This window comes from Pseudomonas sp. 05T35, assembly GCF_056396605.1.
This window is the reverse complement of sequence record NZ_JBFTLU010000214.1, coordinates 1-19,291: the sequence shown is the minus strand read 5'-3', so window position 1 is coordinate 19,291 and position 19,291 is coordinate 1. Positions and strand designations below refer to the sequence as shown.

Annotated in this window: 17 protein-coding genes and 2 pseudogenes; 2 read left to right on the top strand and 17 right to left on the bottom strand. The window is 58.8% G+C overall.

The genetic code is table 11. The features are described 5' to 3' along the window. The 8 genes and pseudogenes from AC1DH9_RS17090 to AC1DH9_RS17055 form a co-directional block, all read right to left on the bottom strand. A partial coding sequence (locus tag AC1DH9_RS17090; RefSeq protein ID WP_477808470.1) for an ABC transporter permease subunit occupies positions 1-566 on the bottom strand: 566 nt, incomplete at its 3' end. Next, positions 563-1,444, bottom strand: a complete 882-nt coding sequence (locus tag AC1DH9_RS17085) for an ABC transporter permease subunit (RefSeq protein WP_429538958.1) — start codon at positions 1,442-1,444, stop codon at positions 563-565. The genes AC1DH9_RS17085 and AC1DH9_RS17090, both read right to left, overlap by 4 nt. A gap of 35 nt (positions 1,445-1,479) precedes the next feature. Further along, complete coding sequence (locus tag AC1DH9_RS17080) at positions 1,480-2,622, bottom strand: ABC transporter ATP-binding protein (protein WP_123580981.1); 1,143 nt, start codon at positions 2,620-2,622, stop codon at positions 1,480-1,482. Positions 2,623-2,693: 71 nt separating this feature from the next. Then, positions 2,694-3,788, bottom strand: a complete 1,095-nt coding sequence (locus tag AC1DH9_RS17075; RefSeq protein ID WP_427538666.1) for a polyamine ABC transporter substrate-binding protein — start codon at positions 3,786-3,788, stop codon at positions 2,694-2,696. 187 nt (positions 3,789-3,975) lie between these two features. Then, complete coding sequence (locus AC1DH9_RS17070; protein WP_427538945.1) at positions 3,976-5,070, bottom strand: polyamine ABC transporter substrate-binding protein; 1,095 nt, start codon at positions 5,068-5,070, stop codon at positions 3,976-3,978. 92 nt (positions 5,071-5,162) lie between these two features. After that, entirely contained in the window at positions 5,163-6,527 is a 1,365-nt protein-coding gene (locus AC1DH9_RS17065; RefSeq protein ID WP_477808469.1) for an aspartate aminotransferase family protein, read from the bottom strand. A 53-nt stretch (positions 6,528-6,580) separates the two neighbouring features. Further along, the gene (locus AC1DH9_RS17060) at positions 6,581-7,939 is read right to left on the bottom strand and encodes a glutamine synthetase family protein (RefSeq protein WP_054594537.1); all 1,359 of its coding nucleotides are present in this window, start codon (positions 7,937-7,939) and stop codon (positions 6,581-6,583) included. A gap of 74 nt (positions 7,940-8,013) precedes the next feature. Then, positions 8,014-8,247 (bottom strand): annotated as a pseudogene (locus AC1DH9_RS17055) (gamma-glutamyl-gamma-aminobutyrate hydrolase family protein); the annotation flags it as partial. A gap of 143 nt (positions 8,248-8,390) precedes the next feature. Here AC1DH9_RS17055 and AC1DH9_RS17050 point away from each other — a divergent pair. Beyond that, positions 8,391-9,767, top strand: coding sequence for a glutamine synthetase family protein (locus tag AC1DH9_RS17050; RefSeq protein WP_010466681.1), 1,377 nt, complete (start codon positions 8,391-8,393; stop codon positions 9,765-9,767). A 228-nt stretch (positions 9,768-9,995) separates the two neighbouring features. Continuing rightward, positions 9,996-10,634: a TetR/AcrR family transcriptional regulator gene (locus tag AC1DH9_RS17045; protein ID WP_427538672.1), complete on the top strand. Its 639-nt coding sequence runs from the start codon at positions 9,996-9,998 to the stop codon at positions 10,632-10,634. Positions 10,635-10,836: 202 nt separating this feature from the next. On the opposite strand, the gene AC1DH9_RS17040 is transcribed toward AC1DH9_RS17045, so the two are convergent. The 9 genes and pseudogenes from AC1DH9_RS17040 to argA form a co-directional block, all read right to left on the bottom strand. After that, positions 10,837-11,052 (bottom strand): TOBE domain-containing protein, encoded by a 216-nt coding sequence (locus tag AC1DH9_RS17040; RefSeq protein WP_003177394.1) that lies wholly within the window; start codon positions 11,050-11,052, stop codon positions 10,837-10,839. Positions 11,053-11,085: 33 nt separating this feature from the next. Then, complete coding sequence (ssuB, locus tag AC1DH9_RS17035) at positions 11,086-11,892, bottom strand: aliphatic sulfonates ABC transporter ATP-binding protein (RefSeq protein ID WP_427538675.1); 807 nt, start codon at positions 11,890-11,892, stop codon at positions 11,086-11,088. Then, the gene (ssuC, locus tag AC1DH9_RS17030; RefSeq protein WP_477808468.1) at positions 11,889-12,677 is read right to left on the bottom strand and encodes an aliphatic sulfonate ABC transporter permease SsuC; all 789 of its coding nucleotides are present in this window, start codon (positions 12,675-12,677) and stop codon (positions 11,889-11,891) included. Before ssuC ends, ssuB begins: the two co-directional genes overlap by 4 nt. Positions 12,678-12,685: 8 nt before the next feature. Further along, entirely contained in the window at positions 12,686-13,834 is a 1,149-nt protein-coding gene (gene ssuD, locus AC1DH9_RS17025) for an FMNH2-dependent alkanesulfonate monooxygenase (RefSeq protein WP_025112025.1), read from the bottom strand. A 25-nt stretch (positions 13,835-13,859) separates the two neighbouring features. Then, positions 13,860-14,828, bottom strand: a complete 969-nt coding sequence (locus AC1DH9_RS17020) for a sulfonate ABC transporter substrate-binding protein (RefSeq protein ID WP_427538678.1) — start codon at positions 14,826-14,828, stop codon at positions 13,860-13,862. Positions 14,829-14,917: 89 nt separating this feature from the next. Next, a pseudogene (gene ssuE, locus AC1DH9_RS17015) lies at positions 14,918-15,334 on the bottom strand (NADPH-dependent FMN reductase); the annotation flags it as partial. A 338-nt stretch (positions 15,335-15,672) separates the two neighbouring features. After that, positions 15,673-16,311, bottom strand: coding sequence for a peroxiredoxin (locus tag AC1DH9_RS17010; protein WP_477808467.1), 639 nt, complete (start codon positions 16,309-16,311; stop codon positions 15,673-15,675). A gap of 290 nt (positions 16,312-16,601) precedes the next feature. Further along, entirely contained in the window at positions 16,602-17,954 is a 1,353-nt protein-coding gene (locus AC1DH9_RS17005; RefSeq protein WP_427538687.1) for an OprD family porin, read from the bottom strand. A gap of 533 nt (positions 17,955-18,487) precedes the next feature. After that, positions 18,488-19,291 (bottom strand): amino-acid N-acetyltransferase (gene argA / locus AC1DH9_RS17000; protein WP_477808466.1); only part of this gene is annotated, 804 nt, incomplete at its 5' end.

The following is a 19,291-nucleotide window of genomic DNA, read 5'->3' as shown; positions in this document are numbered from 1 at the left end:
GCGATCATCGGAATGGTGATCAGGAAGAACACCTTCCACGGCCGCGCACCGAGGTCCATGGCCGCCTCTTCGATGGACAGGTCCAGCTCACGCAGGCGCGCCGAGACCACCACCGCCACATAGGCGGCGCAGAACGTGGTGTGGGCAATCCAGATGGTCACCAGCCCCCGCTCCTGCGGCCAGCCGATCATCTGCGCMATCGCCACGAACAGCAGCAACAGCGACAGACCGGTGATTACTTCCGGCATCACCAGCGGCGCGGTGACCAAGCCACCGAACAGTGTGCGGCCCTTGAAGCGAGTGACGCGGGTCAGCACGAACGCCGCCAGCGTCCCCAGCGCAACGGCGGCAATCGCGGTGTAGCAGGCGATTTCCAGCGAGCGCACCACCGAGCCCATCAGTTGGGTGTTGTCCAGCAGACCGACGTACCACTTGACCGACCAGCCGCCCCAGACCGTCACCAGTTTCGAGGCGTTGAACGAGTAGATCACCAGGATCAGCATCGGCGCATAAATGAACAACAGGCCGAGCACCAGCATCAGGCTGGAGAAACGGAAGCGCTTCATTCTTTACCCTCCATTTCCTTGGCCTGACTGCGGTTGAACAGGATGATCGGCACAATCAGGATCGCCAGCATCACCACCGCCAGGGCGGACGCCACCGGCCAGTCACGGTTGTTGAAGAACTCTTGCCAGAGCACTTTACCGATCATCAGGGTTTCCGGGCCGCCGAGCAGTTCCGGGATCACGAACTCACCGACCACAGGGATGAACACCAGCATGCAGCCAGCGATGATGCCGTTTTTCGATAACGGGACGGTGATCTTCCAGAAGCTGTTGAAGTTGCTTGAACCCAGGTCCGAAGCGGCTTCCAGCAAACTGTTGTCGTGCTTCACCAGGTTGGCGTACAGCGGCAGGATCATGAACGGCAGGTACGAATAAACCACACCGATATAGACCGCCAGGTTGGTGTTGAGGATCTGCAGCGGCTCGTTGATCCAGCCCATCGACATCAGGAAGCCATTGAGCAAGCCGTTGTTGCTGAGGATGCCCATCCACGCATACACGCGGATCAGGATGGCGGTCCAGGTCGGCATCATGATCAGCAGCACCAGCACTGTCTGCACTTCTTTACGGGCGCTGGCGATGGCGTAGGCCATCGGGTAGCCGATCAGCAAACAGAGAAGCGTGCTGAAAAACGCCATTTTCAACGAGCCGAGGTAAGCGGCGATATACAACTCGTCGCCGCCCAGCATCGTGTAGTTGCCCAGGTTCAGCAGCAGCTGGACCTTCTGATCGACGTAGCTGTAGATCTCGGTGTACGGCGGAATGGCCACGTCGGCTTCGGCGAAGCTGATCTTCAGGACGATGAAGAACGGCAGCATGAAGAACATGAACAGCCAGAGGAACGGGACCCCAATGACCAGATGACGACCCGCGGGAATTATTCGACTGAGTCGGCGCGTGAGTTTTTGCGTGTTCATGAGCGCAGTACCACGCCGCTGTCATCTTCCCACCAGACGTAAACCTGATCGCCCCAGGTAGGGCGCTGGCCACGACGTTCGGCGTTGGCCACGAACGACTGCACGATCTTCCCGCTTGGCAATTCGACGTAGAACACCGAATGCCCGCCGAGGTAGGCAATATCGTGGACCTTGCCGCTCGACCAGTTATGTTCGCAGGTCGGCATTTCTGCTGTCACCAGCAGTTTTTCCGGACGAATCGCGTAGGTCACCGACTTGTCTTGCACCGAGGTGCTGATGCCGTGGCCGACGTAGATGTTGCGGTCCAGGTCCTTGCAGGTAATCAGCGCATGGCCCTCGGCATCGTCCACCACTTCGCCTTCGAAGATGTTGACGTTACCGATGAACTCGCACACCAGGCGGCTGGTCGGGGTTTCGTAGATATCGATCGGGCTGCCGATCTGCGCGATCCAGCCCAGGTGCATGATTGCAATGCGCTCGGCCATGGTCATGGCCTCTTCCTGATCGTGGGTCACCATGACGCAGGTCACGCCGACGCGTTCGATGATCTCCACCAGTTCGAGCTGCATCTGCGAACGCAGTTTTTTGTCCAGCGCGCCCATCGGCTCGTCGAGCAACAGCAGCTTCGGACGCTTGGCCAGTGAGCGAGCCAGCGCAACACGCTGACGCTGACCACCGGAGAGCTGGTGCGGCTTGCGCTTGGCGTACTGGCTCATCTGCACCAGCTTGAGCATTTCGGTCACACGGGCATCGACTTCTGCCGCCGGGATCTTGTCCTGCTTCAGGCCGAAAGCGATGTTCTGCGCCACGGTCATGTGCGGGAACAAGGCGTAGGACTGGAACATCATGTTGATCGGACGCTCGTACGGCGGCATCTCGGTGATGTCGACGCCGTCGAGGAAAATGCGCCCCTCCGTGGGCCGTTCGAAACCTGCAAGCATGCGCAGCAAGGTCGATTTGCCCGATCCCGAACCGCCGAGCAAAGCGAAGATCTCGCCCTTCCTGATTTCCAGGGACACATCGTCCACGGCAATCGTCTCGTCGAACTTCTTCGTGACCCGGTCGATTTTGACCAGCACCTGTTTCGGTGTCTGGTCGCCCTCGAGGGCTTTCTTATAGGCGCCGGAGGCAACTGCCATTTACGAAACTCCCAACAAAATTTGCAGTTCACCCAATACAGGCGAACCTTGGATAGTCTGAGCCTTTGTCACTATTTACCCGACTTGACCTTGGTCCAGCTGCGGGTCATCAACCGTTGAATCTTTGGCGGCAGCTCAACCTGCACGTAGGTCTTGTCGAGGACCGCTTGCGGCGGATACACCGATTGATTGCTACGAATCGATTGCTCCATCAGTTTGTCCGACCCGGGATTGGGGTTGGCGTAGCCGACGGCATCACTCACCTGAGCGATCACTTCAGGCTTGAGTACATAGTTGATGAAGGCATGGGCCTGTTTGACGTTGGCGGAGTCCTTGGGAATCGCCAGCATGTCGAACCACAGCGCACCGCCTTCCTTTGGAATCGCGTAGGCAACATTCACGCCTTTTCCAGCTTCGGCAGCACGGGCCTTGGCCTGGAAAATATCCCCCGAGAAACCGACCGCGACACAAATGTTGCCGTTGGCCAGGTCCGAGATGTATTTGGACGAGTGGAAGTAGGTCACATAAGGCCGCACTGCCAGTAACTTGGCTTCAGCCTTTTGGTAGTCGTCCGGGTTCGTGCTGTTGGCGTTCAGGCCCATGTAGTTCAGGACCGTCGGCAGCATTTCGTCAGCCGAGTCGAGGAAGGCCACGCCACAGCTGTTGAGCTTCTTGATGTTCTCGGGTTCGAACAGCACGGCCCAGGAATCGATCTTGTCGACGCCGAGCACCGCCTTGACCTTGTCGACGTTGTAGCCGATGCCGTTGGTACCCCACAGGTACGGCACGGCGTACTGGTTGCCAGGGTCGTTCATTTCCAGGCGCTTGAGCAGCACCGGATCGAGGTTGGGGTAGTTCGGCAACTGCGACTTGTCGAGCTTCTGGAACGCCCCGGCCTTGATCTGCTTGCCCAGGAAGTGGTTGGACGGCACGACCACGTCATACCCGGTGTGCCCGGCCAGCAACTTGCCTTCCAGGGTTTCGTTGGAGTCGAACACGTCGTACACCGGCTTGACGCCAGTGGCTTTTTCGAAATCGGCGAGGGTGGTCTGCCCGATGTAATCCGACCAGTTATAAATATGCACGGTGGACGCAGCTTGAACACTGACGGCGAGCGTCAGGCCGGCGCCGATCAGCAAGGCGTTGCGAAACAAAGAAACAGGCAAGTGAAGGTCCTCTAAAATAGTTGGGCCCAAGTTGCCCAGCGTTACGTGACAGCCATGGCTGCGTGGCAACAAAACCGGCGCGCAACTTACCCTCGATAAACCTTTCCAGCAAAACTTTCTGTCATTTAATTATCCCTGCTGCCGCCGCCAGAGCGACGACGGCAACAGGTTATTGCCTTAAACCGGCTTATTTACCGGATTTGATCTTGGTCCAGCTGCGGGTCAGCTCACGCTGGGTAGCGGCTGGCAAATCGGCGATTGCATACAGCTTGGCCTGCACTTCGGCAGTCGGGTAGATGCCCGGGTCCGAGGTGATTTCCTTGTTCACGTACTGAGTGGCTTCGGCGTTGCCGTTAGGGAAACGCACGGCGTTGGTGATTTCAGCCATCACTTTCGGCTGCAACAGGTAGTTCATGAACTTGTAGGCACCCTCGACGTTTTCCGCATCTTTAGGAATAGCGACCATGTCGTAGAAGCTGCCGGCGCCTTCTTTTGGAATGGCGTAGCTGACTTTCACCTTGTCACCGGCTTCGGCGGCACGGGTCTTGGCCTGCTGAACGTCACCCGAATAGCCGACGGCTACGCAGATGTTGCCGTTGGCCAGGTCCGAGATGTACTTGGACGAGTGGAAGTAGGTGATCGAAGGACGAATCTTCAGGAACAGCTCTTCAGCCTTCTTCAGRTCTTCCTTTTTCTGGCTGTCGGTCGGCAGACCCAGGTAATGCAGGGCAACTGGCAGCATTTCGGTCGGCGAATCGAGGAAGCTCACGCCGCAGCCCTTGAGCTTGGCGATGTTCTCCGGCTTGAGCACCACATCCCAAGAGTCGATCTTGTCGATGCCCAGCGCCGCTTTGACCTTCTCGGCGTTGTAACCGATACCGATCGAACCCCACATGTAAGGGAAGGCATGTTTGTTGTCCGGGTCGCTGACAGAAACCGCCTTGAGCAGCGACTTGTTCAGGTTGCCGTAGTTGGACAGCTTGGACTTGTCCAGCTCCCGGTAAACACCGGCCTTGATCTGCTTGGCCAGGAAGTTGTTGGAGGGCACCACCACGTCATAACCGGACTTACCGGCCAGCAACTTCGCCTCGAGGGTTTCGTTACTGTCGAACACATCGTAGACGACCTTGATCCCGGACTCTTTTTCAAAGTTCGCGATGGTGTCCGGTGCGATGTAGTCGGACCAGTTGTAAACGTGCAGTACTTTATCGTCGGCCTGGGCTGCCCCAGCCATCACGCCCATCAGGGACAAGGCGAGCAGTGTCTTGCCAGTTTTCTTCAAACCTAGTTACAAGGCAGGCTTTCAAGGAAAGACCCATCCTTTGTGCGCCCTGAGCGAAGTGCCAGCCACGGACCTCGCTCAGAGCCTAGCACTTAGCTTTGCAGCGCACTCAGCGTCAGGTCMAGGCACTTGCGCGCCTTGGTCACCAGTTCGTCGATCTCGGCCTTGGTGATGACCAGTGGCGGAGCAATGATCATGGTGTCGCCCACGGCGCGCATGATCAGCCCGTTGTCGAAGCAGAACTGCCGGCAGATCATGCCAACCCCCTTGCCGACATACCGCGCACGGGTCGCCTTGTCCTGAACCAGTTCGATAGCCCCCAACAGACCTACCCCACGAACTTCACCCACCAGAGGGTGATCGTTCAGTTCCCGTAGACGCTTTTGCAAATAAGGTGCCGTTTCTGCACGAACGTRCTCGATAATTTTCTCTTCGCGCAGAATACGAATATTTTCCAGTGCCACCGCAGCGGCGACCGGGTGCCCGGAATAGGTGAATCCGTGGTTGAAGTCGCCCCCTTCGTTCAGCACATCGACCACTTCATCACGCACGATCAGGCCACCCATCGGGATGTAGCCGGACGTCAGGCCTTTGGCGATGGTCATCATGTCGGGCTTGAGGCCGTAGAAATCGCTGCCGAACCACTCGCCGGTACGACCGAAACCACAAATCACCTCGTCCGCAACGAACAGGATGTCGTACTTGGCGAGGATTTCCTTGATGCGCGGCCAGTAGCTGTCTGGCGGAATGATCACGCCGCCCGCGCCCTGGATCGGCTCGGCAATGAACGCACCGACCGTGTCGACGCCGAGTTCGAGAATCTTTTCTTCCAACTGGTTGGCGGCCCAGATACCGAACTCTTCAGGGGTCATGTCGCCCCCGTCACCGAACCAGTACGGCTGCGGGATGTGAACGATGCCCGGGATCGGCAAGTCGCCCTGTTCGTGCATGTAAGTCATGCCGCCCAGGCTGGCGCCGGCCACGGTCGAGCCGTGGTAGCCGTTTATGCGGCTGATGAYGACCTTCTTGTTCGGCTGGCCCTTGATCGCCCAGTAGTGGCGGACCATACGCAGCATGGTGTCGTTGCCTTCGGAGCCGGAACCGGTGAAGAACACGTGGTTCATGCCTTCTGGCGCGATGTCCGAGATGGCCTTGGCCAGCTCCAGTACCGGCGGGTGGGCGGTCTGGAAGAACAGGTTGTAATAAGGCAGCTCGCGCATCTGTTTGCTGGCGGCATCGGCCAGTTCATCGCGACCGTAACCGATAGCCACGCACCACAGGCCGGCCATGCCGTCGAGGATCTTGTTGCCTTCGCTGTCCCAGAGATAAACGCCCTTGGCGTTGGTGATGATCCGCGGGCCTTTCTCTTTCAGCTGCTTGAAGTCGCTGAAAGGCGCCAGGTGGTGTTCGCGGCTCAAGGTTTGCCATTCACGGGTTTGCGGGTTCTTGCTGGTCATAAAGCTCTCCTTATAGGGTGAGAGTGCGGCTGTTCAGGGCTGCACCCGGCGCATCAGACGGCGAACAACAGGAACTCCCGCTCCCACGAACTGATCACGCGCTTGAAGTTTTCATGCTCGGCCCGCTTGACCGCGACGTAGCCAGTGATGAATTTTTTGCCCAGATACTTCTCGATGGTCGCGCTGTGTTCCATGCGCTCCAGTGCGTCTTCGATGGTCAGCGGCAAACGCAGATTGCGTCGCTCGTAACCCCGTCCAACCACCGGTGCGCTCGGGTTGATGCCTTCCACCATGCCGATGTAACCGCAGAGCAGGCTCGCGGCGATCGCCAGGTAAGGGTTGGCATCGGCGCCCGGCAGGCGGTTTTCCACCCGACGGTTTTGCGGCCCTGCGTCCGGGACTCGCAGGCCGACGGTGCGGTTTTCTTCGCCCCACTCCACGTTCACCGGCGCCGAGGTATCCGGCAGGAAGCGGCGGAACGAGTTGACGTTGGGTGCGAACAGCGGCAACAGCTCGGGGATGAACTTCTGCAAGCCACCGATGTGGTGCAGGAACAGCTCGCTCATCGTCCCGTCTTCATTGGAGAAGACGTTCTTGCCGGTTTCTATGTCGATGATGCTCTGGTGCAAGTGCATCGCGCTGCCCGGCTCGCCGGTCATCGGCTTGGCCATGAAGGTCGCGGCCACGTCGTGCTTGAGCGCCGCTTCGCGCATGGTGCGCTTGAACACCAGGATCTGGTCGGCCAGGGACAGCGCGTCGCCGTGACGGAAGTTGATCTCCATCTGCGCCGTGCCGTCCTCGTGGATCAGCGTGTCCAGATCCAGCTCTTGCAGTTCGCACCAGTCGTAGACGTCTTCGAACAACGGGTCGAATTCGTTAGCCGCCTCAATGGAGAACGACTGACGTCCGGTTTCCGGGCGACCGGAGCGGCCAATCGGCGGCTGCAACGGGAAGTCCGGGTCTTCGCAACGCTTGGTCAGGTAGAACTCCATCTCCGGCGCCACGATCGGCTGCCAGCCCTTGTCGGAATAGAGCTTCAGGACTTTCTTCAGCACGTTGCGCGGCGACAGCTCGATCGGGTTGCCCTGCTTGTCGTAGGTGTCGTGAATCACCTGCGCGGTCGGCTCGATGGCCCACGGCACGAGGAATACCGCGTTCGAGTCCGGGCGGCAGATCATGTCGATGTCGGCCGGGTCGAGCAGTTCGTAATAGATGTCGTCTTCGACGTAGTCGCCCGTCACTGTTTGCAACAGCACACTCTCGGGCAGGCGCATGCCTTTTTCGGCAATGAACTTGTTGGTCGGCGAAATCTTGCCGCGGGTGATCCCGGTCAGATCGCCAATCATGCATTCGACTTCTGTGATCTTGTGGTCTTTCAACCAATCGGTGAGCTGGTCGAGGTTGTTACTCATAAATGCCTCTGGGCTGAGTGTCCTGACGTCTTTAAACGTCAGGCGTTATTTGACGCATCCGCGTCGCGTTGTGTTGCCTGCTGGCTGGCGCGAATCAACGGGAGGGCAGTGGCGTCGCGTGCAGGATCATGAGCAGTTCCCGGCACACTMGCAGGACCGCTATAGTGAAAAGGTTCTACAGTAGAAGGAGAGCCGGTAAACAGGATGCCATCCAGACCGTCAATAATATCGGTCGGATCGAGCAGTTCCGCCAGTGACGCGAGTATCGACGGCAGGCCCTTGGCAGCGGTGGCCGCTGCGCGGACGTACGTGCCCCAAAGCGCCTCAAAAATGCCCTTGGAGCGCTTTTTTAGGGCAAAAAAGGCCTCGCTTGACTTCGGCATGCCGTTCGGGTTGACTGGAATCCGAAAAGATCAATGATTGATATTTTTAACAACAAAGGTGTTGCATCATGTCGGTACCCCCGCGTGCCGTTCAGCTCAACGAAGCGAACGCGTTCCTTAAGGAACATCCTGAGGTTCTGTACGTTGACCTTCTGATTGCGGATATGAATGGTGTGGTGCGCGGCAAGCGCATCGAACGCACCAGCCTCCACAAGGTTTACGAGAAAGGCATCAACCTGCCGGCCTCTCTATTTGCTCTGGATATCAACGGCTCGACGGTGGAAAGCACCGGCCTGGGCCTGGACATCGGTGATGCTGACCGAATCTGCTATCCAATCCCCGATACCCTGTGCAATGAACCCTGGCAGAAGCGCCCTACCGCGCAACTGTTGATGACCATGCACGAACTGGAAGGTGAACCTTTCTTCGCCGACCCACGTGAAGTCCTGCGCCAGGTCGTGACCAAGTTCGACGAGATGGGCCTGACCATCTGCGCCGCATTCGAGCTTGAGTTCTACCTGATCGACCAGGAGAACGTGAATGGCCGGCCACAACCTCCACGCTCGCCGATTTCCGGCAAACGTCCGCACTCGACCCAGGTTTACCTGATCGACGACCTCGACGAATACGTCGACTGCCTCCAGGACATCCTGGAAGGTGCGAAAGAGCAAGGCATCCCTGCCGACGCGATCGTCAAGGAAAGTGCTCCGGCGCAGTTCGAAGTGAACCTGCACCACGTTGCCGACCCGATCAAGGCCTGCGATTACGCGGTACTGCTCAAGCGTCTGATCAAGAACATCGCCTACGACCATGAGATGGACACCACCTTCATGGCCAAGCCTTACCCAGGCCAGGCGGGTAACGGTCTGCACGTCCACATCTCGATCCTTGATAAAGACGGCAAGAATATTTTTGCCAGTGAGGATCCCGAGCAGAACGCCGCACTGCGTCACGCGATCGGCGGTGTGCTCGAGACCCTACCGGCGCAGATGGCCTTCCTCTGCCCGAACGTCAACTCGTACCGTCGTTTCGGCGCACAGTTCTACGTGCCGAACTCGCCGTGCTGGGGCCTGGATAACCGTACCGTGGCGATTCGCGTACCGACCGGCTCGTCCGACGCCGTACGTATCGAACACCGCGTTGCTGGCGCCGATGCCAACCCGTACTTGCTGATGGCTTCGGTCCTGGCAGGCGTGCATCACGGCCTGACCAACAAGATCGAGCCGGGCGCGCCCGTCGAAGGCAACAGCTACGAGCAGAACGAGCAAAGCCTGCCGAACAACCTGCGTGATGCACTGCGCGAGCTGGACGACAGCGAAGTCATGGCCAAGTACATCGATCCGAAATACATCGACATTTTTGTCGCCTGTAAAGAGAGCGAGCTGGAGGAGTTCGAACACTCCATCTCCGACCTCGAGTACAACTGGTACCTGCACACCGTGTAAGCGGCTGTAGCAAAAAAACAACGCCGCCGGCCTCATCGCCAGCGGCGTTTTTTTGTGGCCGCCTGCGGCGGATCGCGAGCAGGCTCGCTCCCACAATAGATCGGTGTCAGACACAAGTTTCATGCTCACTGGAGATAAAATGTGGGAGCGAGCCTGCTCGCGAAAGCGTCCTGGCAGACAACATCGAACCCTGCTCGTACAATGCCCGCTGCCCTGCAGGAGACTTCAATGACCCGCCCCGCCCCCCTTCGCAAACCCCGCGCACGCAGCCAGGCCCGGATCGACTCGATACTCGACGCCGCCCGCACGCTGCTTGCCGCCGAGGGCGTGGCCAGCCTGTCGATCTACAGCGTGGCCGAACGCGCCGAGATCCCGCCGTCATCGGTCTACCACTTCTTCGCCAGCGTCCCGGCCCTGCTCGAAGCCCTGACCGCCGACGTCCACAGCGCTTTTCGCGCGTGCCTGCAAGAACCGATCGACGTCGACTCGCTGAATGGCTGGCGTGATCTGTCGCGACTGGTCGAGCAACGCATGCTCGCCATCTACGACGAAGACGCCGCCGCCCGGCAACTGATCCTCGCTCAACACGGCCTGACCGAAGTCACCCAGGCCGACCGCCAGCACGACCTCGAACTCGGCGACCTGATGCACAAACTCTTCGATCAGCATTTCGAACTGCCGACGTTGCCCAAGGATGTCGATGTGTTTGCCTTGGCCATGGAGCTGGGTGATCGCGTCTATGCGCGCTCAGTGCAACAACATGGGCAGATCACCCCACGCATGGCCGAGGAAGGGATGCGGGTGTTTGATGCTTATCTGGGGCTGTATTTGCCACCGTATTTGCCCAAGCGCGCTATTCCCGCCTGATTTCCTTGTTGCCTTCTCGGGCCTCATCGCGAGCAGGCTCGCTCCCACATAGATCTTCAGTGAACACAGATTTTGTGTATGGCAGAAATCCCCCTGTGGGAGCGAGCCTGCTCGCGATGGCCACACCACTGATTCCATGACAGGCACACATGGAACAACCCCGAAGGGCTCAAGCCGTCCGGGGTTGTGTGTGACACATCGATCACAACTTGGCGATCGACACCTCGGTGGATTTCACGAAGGCGATCACTTCGCTGCCGATCGCCAGTTCCAGCTCTTTGACCGAGCGCGTGGTGATAACCGAGGTGACGATGCCGGACGCTGTCTGAACATCGATTTCCGAGAGCACGTCGCCCTCGACGATTTCCTTGATGGTGCCTTTGAACTGGTTACGAACATTGATGGCTTTGATCGTCATGAGGTTGATTCCTGTCGTTGGGTGAACATCGAGTCAGTGAGCCCAGCGCAATTGCGTGGGCAAGGGTGAAACAGGTTCCGGCGCAGGCGGCGAACCCGGAAGTGACAGCACGCGGTTGAGCACTTCGGTTTCCAGCGCTGCCAGCCGATGGGAACCACGGACCCGAGGGCGCGGCAGTTCGACCAGCAGGTCGAGGCCGATTTCGCCCTCTTCGATCAACAACACCCGGTCGGCAATCGCCACCGCTTCGCTGACGTCATGGGTCACCAGCAACACGGTAAAACCGTGCTGCTGCCAAAGACGTTCGATCAGTTGCTGCATTTCAATCCGGGTCAGCGCATCCAGTGCGCCCAGCGGCTCATCGAGCAACAGCAAGCGTGGCTGATGGATCAGCGCTCGCGCCAAGGCCACCCGCTGCTTCTGCCCGCCGGACAACGCCGCCGGCCATTCATCGGCGCGATCTGCCAGGCCCACGGCGTCCAGTGCGTCCAGCGCCTGCTGGCGCCAATCGCCCTTGAGCCCGAGGCCGACGTTGTCGATGACCTTTTTCCATGGCAGCAAACGCGCTTCCTGGAACATCAACCGGGTGTCTTCGCGCGCCTTGTCGAGCGGTGCAGAACCGGCCAACAGCTCACCGTCCGTGGGTTGATCAAGGCCTGCCAGCAGACGCAGCAAGGTACTTTTGCCACAGCCGCTGCGACCGACCACGGCCACGAACTGACCGGCCGGAATGTGCAGATCGATCTCGCGCAGCACCTGCCGCGCGCCAAAGGTTTTTTGCAGTTTGCGCACCACCAGCGGAATTCCGCGCAGCAGGCGTGGAGGTTGTTGCGCCGTCATGCTGCACCGCCCTTGGCCACTTGATAGGCCGGGTGCCAGCGCAACCAGACCCGCTCCAGACCACGGGCTGCAAGGTCGGCCAATTTGCCGAGCACCGCGTACAGAACAATCGCCAGCACCACCACATCCGTCTGCAAGAACTCCCGGGCATTCATCGCCAGGTAGCCAATGCCGGAGCTGGCAGAGATGGTTTCAGCGACGATCAGGGTCAGCCACATGAAGCCCAGGGCAAAGCGCACGCCCACCAGAATCGAAGGCAGCGCGCCCGGCAGAATCACCTGACGGAACAGGCTGAAACCGGACAAGCCGTAACTGCGCGCCATTTCGACCAAGGCCGGGTCAACGTTGCGAATGCCGTGGTAAGTGTTGAGGTAGATCGGGAACAACGTCCCCAGCGCCACCAGGAAAATCTTCGCCGACTCGTCAATGCCGAACCAGAGGATCACCAGCGGAATCAACGCCAGATGCGGCACGTTGCGGATCATCTGCACCGAACTGTCGAGCAGGCGTTCGCCCCACTTCGACAGGCCGGTGATGAAACCCAATGCCAGACCGATACCGCCGCCAATCACAAAACCAATGCCGGCGCGCCAGCCGCTGATCGCCAGGTGTTTCCAGATTTCGCCGCTGCGCACCAGGCTCACGCCCGCCTCGATCACCGCGCTGGGGGCCGGCAAAATCCGTGTCGACAACCAGCCCGCCGACACCGACAACTKCCACACCGCCAGTAGCAGCACCGGCAAGGCCCACGGCGCCAGGCTGTGGATAAGCTTTTCCCTTTTCATGGCGCGCCTCAGCTCTGGGACGCGGCTTTGGGAAGAATGTCGTTGGCGACCATCTCGCCGAACGGGCTGACGTAACCGGCGCTTTTCGGCAACTCGGGACGCTCGACGTCGAGGTGCGGGAACAACAACTCCGCGACCCGATACGATTCCTCCAGATGGGGGTAGCCCGAGAAGATGAAGGTATCGATGCCCAGGTCCGCGTATTCCTTGACCCGCGCGGCCACAGTCGGACCGTCGCCGACCAATGCGGTGCCAGCACCGCCGCGCACCAGACCGACACCGGCCCAGAGGTTCGGGCTGACTTCCAGGTTGTCGCGGCTGCCGCCGTGCAGCGCGGCCATGCGCTGCTGGCCGACTGAGTCAAAACGCGCCAACGAAGCTTGAGCACGAGCGATGGTGTCGTCGTCCAGATGGGAGATCAAGCGATCCGCAGCCTGCCAGGCTTCAGCGTTGGTTTCGCGGACAATCACATGCAAACGAATGCCGAAGCGCACGGTGCGCCCGAGCTTCGCGGCCTTGGCGCGTACTTGTTCGATTTTCTCGGCGACGGCGGCCGGTGGCTCGCCCCAGGTCAGGACCATTTCGACYTGCTCGGCAGCCAGATCCTGAGCCGCTTCAGAAGAGCCACCGAAGTACAGCGGCGGACGCGGTTGCTGGATCGGCGGATAGAGCAATTTCGCGCCCTTCACGCTGATGTGCTGACCGTCGTAGTCGACCGTCTCGCCTTCCAGCACCCGACGCCAGATCCGGGTGAATTCCACCGAGGCCTGATAACGCTCTTCGTGACTGAGAAACAATCCGTCGCCGGCCAGTTCTTCTGGATCGCCACCCGTCACCAGGTTGAACAGCGCACGCCCACCGGACAAGCGATCCAGGGTCGCCGCCTGGCGCGCGGCCACCGTCGGGGAAATGATCCCGGGGCGCAACGCGACCAGAAACTTCAAACGCTGGGTCACCGGGATCAGCGACGCAGCCACCAACCACGAGTCTTCGCAGGAGCGGCCGGTGGGAATCAGTACCCCACCAAAACCCAGGCGATCCGCCGCTTGGGCGACTTGCTGCAAATAACCGTGATCGACGGCGCGAGCGCCTTCGGCGGTGCCAAGGTAATGGCCGTCACCGTGGGTAGGCAGGAACCAGAAAATATTAAGGCTCATGGAGTGGTCTCCTAAGGAAATCGAATTACGGCGCAGTGGCAACGGCTGCCGGTGGCGTCCAGATAACGTCTTTGATGCTCAAGGGTTTCGGAATCAATTTGAGCTGGTAGAAGCTGTCGGCGATTTTCTGCTGGGCCGCGATCACTGGCGGCGTGAGGAGATGCGCGCCGAAGCCCTGGCGTTTCACCGCGGTCAGGGTAATGTCTGCCGGCAAGCCGAGCAGCGGCGAGACTTGTTGGGTGACTTCTTCAGGGTTGGCTTTGGACCATTCGCCGATGGTGCGGACTTCCTCCACCAGGGTCTTGATCACGTCCGGATGTTTTTCGGCATAAGGCTTGGTCGCCAGGTAGAACTGATGGTTGTCGACGATGCCGCTGCCGTCACGCAAGGTGCGCGCGTGCAGTTGCTGTTCGGCGGCKGCCTGGTACGGGTCCCAGATCACCCAGGCATCGACGCTKCCGCGTTCGAACGCCGCACGGGCATCGGCCGGTGGCAGGAATACGGTTTGGATGTCGGTGTACTTGAGACCGGCGTCTTCCAGTGCGCGCACCAGCAGGTAGTGCACGTTGGAGCCTTTGTTGAGGACGACTTTCTTGCCCTTGAGGTCCTGCACCGATTTGATCGCCGAGTCTTTCGGCACCAGGATCGCTTCGCTGGTCGGCGCAGGTGGCTCGTACGCGACGTAGAGCAGGTTGGCACCGGCCGCCTGAGCGAACACCGGTGGAGTCTCGCCGGTCACGCCGAAATCGATCGAGCCGACATTCAGCCCTTCGAGCAGCTGCGGGCCGCCGGGGAATTCAGTCCATTGCACGCTGATGCCTTGGGCGGCGAGGCGTTTTTCCAGCGAGCCGCGGGCTTTGAGCAGCACCAGGGTGCCGTACTTTTGATAGCCGATTCGCAAGGTCTCGGCCGCTTGAGCTTGAGTAATGACGCCGAAGGACACAGCCGCAGCAAACAGAGCGACCAGACCTCGACGCAAAATGACAGTGCGCATAGCGCTCTCCTTTTTGCAGTAGGGTTTTGGCTGCACCTGCTTGCCCGTTAGCGGGCGAGTAAGGCCAGTACATCAAATTCGGGTAAGGCTTAAATGCTCCAGCGAGCACTCAACAAACGATCATTCAACAGGTTGGGGTCCAGCGGCTTGGGCCGACGGGCCATGGCACTGAAGAACTGCTCCAGCGCCTCAACCAAGCGCTGCTCCAGTGCCGGCGACAACTGCGCCTGCGCACTGCCTTCGCCGTAAGCGATCTGGCTGTCTTCGGCGAAAATTCCGTGGAGCATTTCCTGGGCTTTCAGTGCCGACAGCACGGGCTTGAGCGCGTAATCCACGGCCAGCATGTGGGCGATGCTGCCGCCAGTGGCCATCGGCAGTACAACCTTGTGGCTCAAGGCGCGCTCCGGCAGCAGGTCCAGCAAGGTTTTCAGTGCGCCGGAAAACGACGCCTTGTAGACCGGCGTGGCAATCAACAAGCCATCGGCGTTTTCAATCTGTTGCAACAGGTGACGACCAGCATGCGGCTATTCCTTAAGCGTTTCCGGCGATTCGCAGTGTGCGATCTCGCGACAATGGACAGACCTTACCAGTTGATTTATATATCCATAAATCATATTTATTTATGTGTTTATTCTTTTAATGCATATGCAGGAAAACGTTTTCCAGGCGAAAAAAAAGGCCGTCGAAACGGCCTGAAATCCCCTGCTTTGTGGATACTTTGAAGCTGTTGCGCTTGGCAGACCGCTATCGCGAGCAGGCTCGCTCCCACATTGGGATGTGTACACCTGTGGGAGCGAGCCTGCTCGCGATAGCGATTTAAGCCACGCCGCAAAACGTCAATGACTTACCTGTTGGGTTGTGGCGTCAGACGCAAATACGGTTTCACTGCACGGTAGCCTTTAGGGAAGCGTTTGCTGATTTCATCTTCATCCTTCAACGACGGCACGATCACCACTTCATCACCGTCCTGCCAGTTGGCCGGGGTGGCCACTTTGTAGTTGTCGGTGAGCTGCAATGAGTCGATCACCCGCAGGATCTCGTGGAAGTTGCGTCCGGTACTGGCCGGATACGTGATGGTCAGGCRAACCTTCTTGTTCGGGTCGATGACGAACAGCGAACGCACGGTCAGGGTGTCGTTGGCATTCGGGTGGATCAGGTCATAGAGGTCGGAGACCTTGCGGTCGGCGTCGGCGAGGATCGGAAAGTTGACGAGGGTGTTCTGGGTTTCGTTGATGTCTTCGATCCACTTGTGGTGCGAGTCCACCGGGTCGACCGAGAGTGCAATGGCCTTCACGCCGCGCTGGGTGAATTCATCCTTGAGCCTGGCGGTAAACCCCAGCTCCGTGGTGCACACCGGTGTGAAGTCCGCTGGATGGGAAAACAACACGCCCCAGCTATCGCCCAGCCACTGGTGAAAACGGATAGTGCCGGCGCTGGAATCCTGTTCGAAATCGGGGGCAATGTCGCCCAGTCTGAGGCTCATGGTGCTGCTCCTGGTGAGTGCGTGATGAGCCTACTGTGCCTAGTGTCGCCGCTTATTAAAAAGAATAAATATCGATTTATTTAGACTAAAAGTGAATATTAAACATCTGTTCACTGGACGTATACACAAGCAAAGACCACTCTTGGAACCAAGGTTCGAGAAGGCCTTGAGTTGCTGCAAAGAGGGAAGTGAAGGCGGGCCTGCGGGGGTGGGCCCGACTTGAAACGCAAAAGCCCCGCCAGGCTTGCGCCGAACGGGGCTTTTTATACAGGCTTACAAACGCCTGGGTATTACAACAGCGGGATCGAGTAGCTGACGATCAGGCGGTTTTCGTCCTGGTCGCGGGTGTTAGCAAGGTCGGTGCGCCACATGGCGTTTTTCCAGGCAAAGCCGAGGTTTTTCAGCGGGCCTTCCGGAACCACGTACGCCAGGCTCAGGTCACGTTCCCACTCGGTTTTGTCGCCAGTAGTGGTGTCGATACCGTTGCCACGCAGGTAGATCACACCGGCGGTCAGGCCAGGTACGCCAACCTTGGCGAAGTCATAGGCGTAGCGAGCTTGCCAGGTACGTTCGCCAGCGCGGGAAAACTTCTGGATCTGCATGTCAGTGATGGTGCTGTTCGACGAGCCGTCACCCTGGTTCAGATAAGGGAAATCGCTGTCGCCGCTGCTGACCTGATAGCCGCCGCCGAAGGTGTGACCTTCAACCGAGTACAAAGCCAGGTAGCTGTACAGGTTGTTGTCGACCTTGCCTTTGGTCAGCGATTTTGGGGTGTCTGGGTAGTAACCCGAGGTGAAGTAGTTTTTGTCGTTGCCGTTGGCACCGTTGTCGCGACTACGGTAGTAGCGCAGGTCACTTTTCAGCACGCCAGGACCGATGGACCAGTTGTGCACCAGGCCCAGGAAGTTCTGCGAGTAGAAGTCCTTCAGCTCGCCGTAGTAGTACGAGGCGGTCAGGTCTTTGGTGAGCTTGTAGTCAGCACCACCGTAGTAGAACTTGTTGCTGAACTTGCCCGCGTCGTAGTTGGAGCTGCCGTTGGCACCGGCGATCGACAGACCTTCGTCGTTGCTGGAGTTGCGGCCTTTGGCCTCGTTGATCTCGCCTGCAGTCAGGGTCAGGTCCTTGATCTCGTTGGACTTGATCTCGCCACCGGTGAAGGTTTGTGGCAACAGACGACCATCGTTGTACTTAATGACCGGGTTGTTCGGTTGCAGGGTGCCGATTTTCAGCTCGGTCTGGGAGATTTTGACCTTACCGGTCAGACCCAGGCTGGCGAATTCGTTAACAGCCTCCTTGCCATCACTTGGGAATACAGTGCCACCGGAAGCAGTACCGGTGTAGTTACCGTGATTTTCACGGCTGGAGTCCAAACGCACGCCATACAGGCCAATGGCGTCAACACCGAACTGGACAGTACCTTGGGTGTAACCCGAGATAAAGCGCAGATCGAAGCCTTGGCCCCATTCTGCGTTCTTGCTCCTGGTGTTGGACGTAGCCGATGGTTGGCCGTCACGGTTATCGGTGTTGATGTAGAAGTTACGCAGACCCAGGGTCGCCTTACTGTCTTCGATGAAACCGGCGGCGCTTGCCTGCTGCGCCAAAACCCCTACGGCCACAGCCAGGGCCAAGGTGGACTTATTCATGTTTCGCTCCTCTACGTTTCTAATTTTTGTGCACTTTGGTCCAGGATCTGACGCCCCGGTTCCCATCGATGCGCGATTAGCGCAAGACCGTGACCGATAAGTCAATCGTAAGCAGTCGCGTCTACGACTTTGGTCTAATCGCAGTGTTTGGTCCGTTCAGGTTAGTGAATTTCTCATAAACCCAAAAAGAATTATTTCTTTATTTTTCATGCGATTTGGGAATATAGCTCAACACGCCTCAACCGAACCGCATGCAGAGGTATCGGCCCATGAACTAATTCCTAAATGATATTTACAAACGCTTCTTTAGTTCCATTCGTGCTCGCGTAATCCCTCATACGTCAATCACGATCAAATAAGCGACGCCATCATGGCGAAACGTGCATCTTCCCGTCAAATTGTTACAGTTTGTATACAGTAGTAGACTTTTTTTCCATCTGCTCACTGAACACCGTAACAAGCAACAAAATGACAGAAATGATCGACTTATTCCTACGATCCGCCAGCCTCGGGGGTAGTCTAGGCGCCTCAGGTTACAGAGTCTTTTCGAAGATCTTCGAATTACGCTGATAGTTGTACAGCGAGGCCCTGGCCGACGGCAGGCGCTCGACGCTGCTGGGCACAAAGCCGCGCTCGCGGAACCAGTGCGCCGTCCGGGTAGTGAGGACGAACAGGGTTTTGAGCCCTTGGGCACGAGCACGGGTCTCGATCCGTTCCAGCAATTCATCACCACGGCCGCCATGGCGGTATTCCGGGTTCACCGCCAGACAGGCCAGTTCCCCGGCATCCGAGTCCGCGATCTGATACAGCGCCGCACAGGCGATGATCATGCCTTCACGCTCAACCACACTGAACTGCTCGATTTCGCGCTCCAGCACTTCGCGAGAACGACGCACCAGGATCCCCTGCTCTTCCAGCGGGCTGATCAGGTCCAGCAAACCACCGACGTCTTCGATAGCCGCTTCGCGCACTACCTCGAACTGCTCCTGCGCCACCAACGTACCGCCACCGTCACGGGTGAAGAGTTCGGTCAGCAGCGCGCCGTCTTCGGCATAACTGACAATGTGGCTGCGGCCGACGCCGCCACGGCAGGCTTCAGCCGCGGCATCCAGCAACTCGGCCTGATAGTTCGCACCCAGACGCTGCAAATGCGCCGGCACCTGCTGCGGACGCAGTTCACGGACCAGACGGCCGTTTTCATCGATCAGCCCCGGGTCCGCGCCGAACAGCAGCAGCTTGTCGGCGCCCAGATCGATGGCGGCGCGGGTGGCGACGTCTTCGCAGGCCAGGTTGAAGATCTCCCCGGTCGGCGAGTAGCCCAGCGGTGACAGCAATAC

Bases quoted from the DNA above. Each gene is read 5' to 3' on its own strand.
- AC1DH9_RS17045 (WP_427538672.1), top strand. From the start codon at position 9,996: ATGACCCGCCCCGCCCCCCTTCGCAAACCCCGCGCACGCAGCCAGGCC.
- ssuB (WP_427538675.1), bottom strand. From the start codon at position 11,892: ATGACGGCGCAACAACCTCCACGCCTGCTGCGCGGAATTCCGCTGGTG.
- AC1DH9_RS17050 (WP_010466681.1), top strand. From the start codon at position 8,391: ATGTCGGTACCCCCGCGTGCCGTTCAGCTCAACGAAGCGAACGCGTTC.
- AC1DH9_RS17040 (WP_003177394.1), bottom strand. From the start codon at position 11,052: ATGACGATCAAAGCCATCAATGTTCGTAACCAGTTCAAAGGCACCATC.
- AC1DH9_RS17060 (WP_054594537.1), bottom strand. From the start codon at position 7,939: ATGAGTAACAACCTCGACCAGCTCACCGATTGGTTGAAAGACCACAAG.
- AC1DH9_RS17080 (WP_123580981.1), bottom strand. From the start codon at position 2,622: ATGGCAGTTGCCTCCGGCGCCTATAAGAAAGCCCTCGAGGGCGACCAG.
- AC1DH9_RS17005 (WP_427538687.1), bottom strand. From the start codon at position 17,954: ATGAATAAGTCCACCTTGGCCCTGGCTGTGGCCGTAGGGGTTTTGGCG.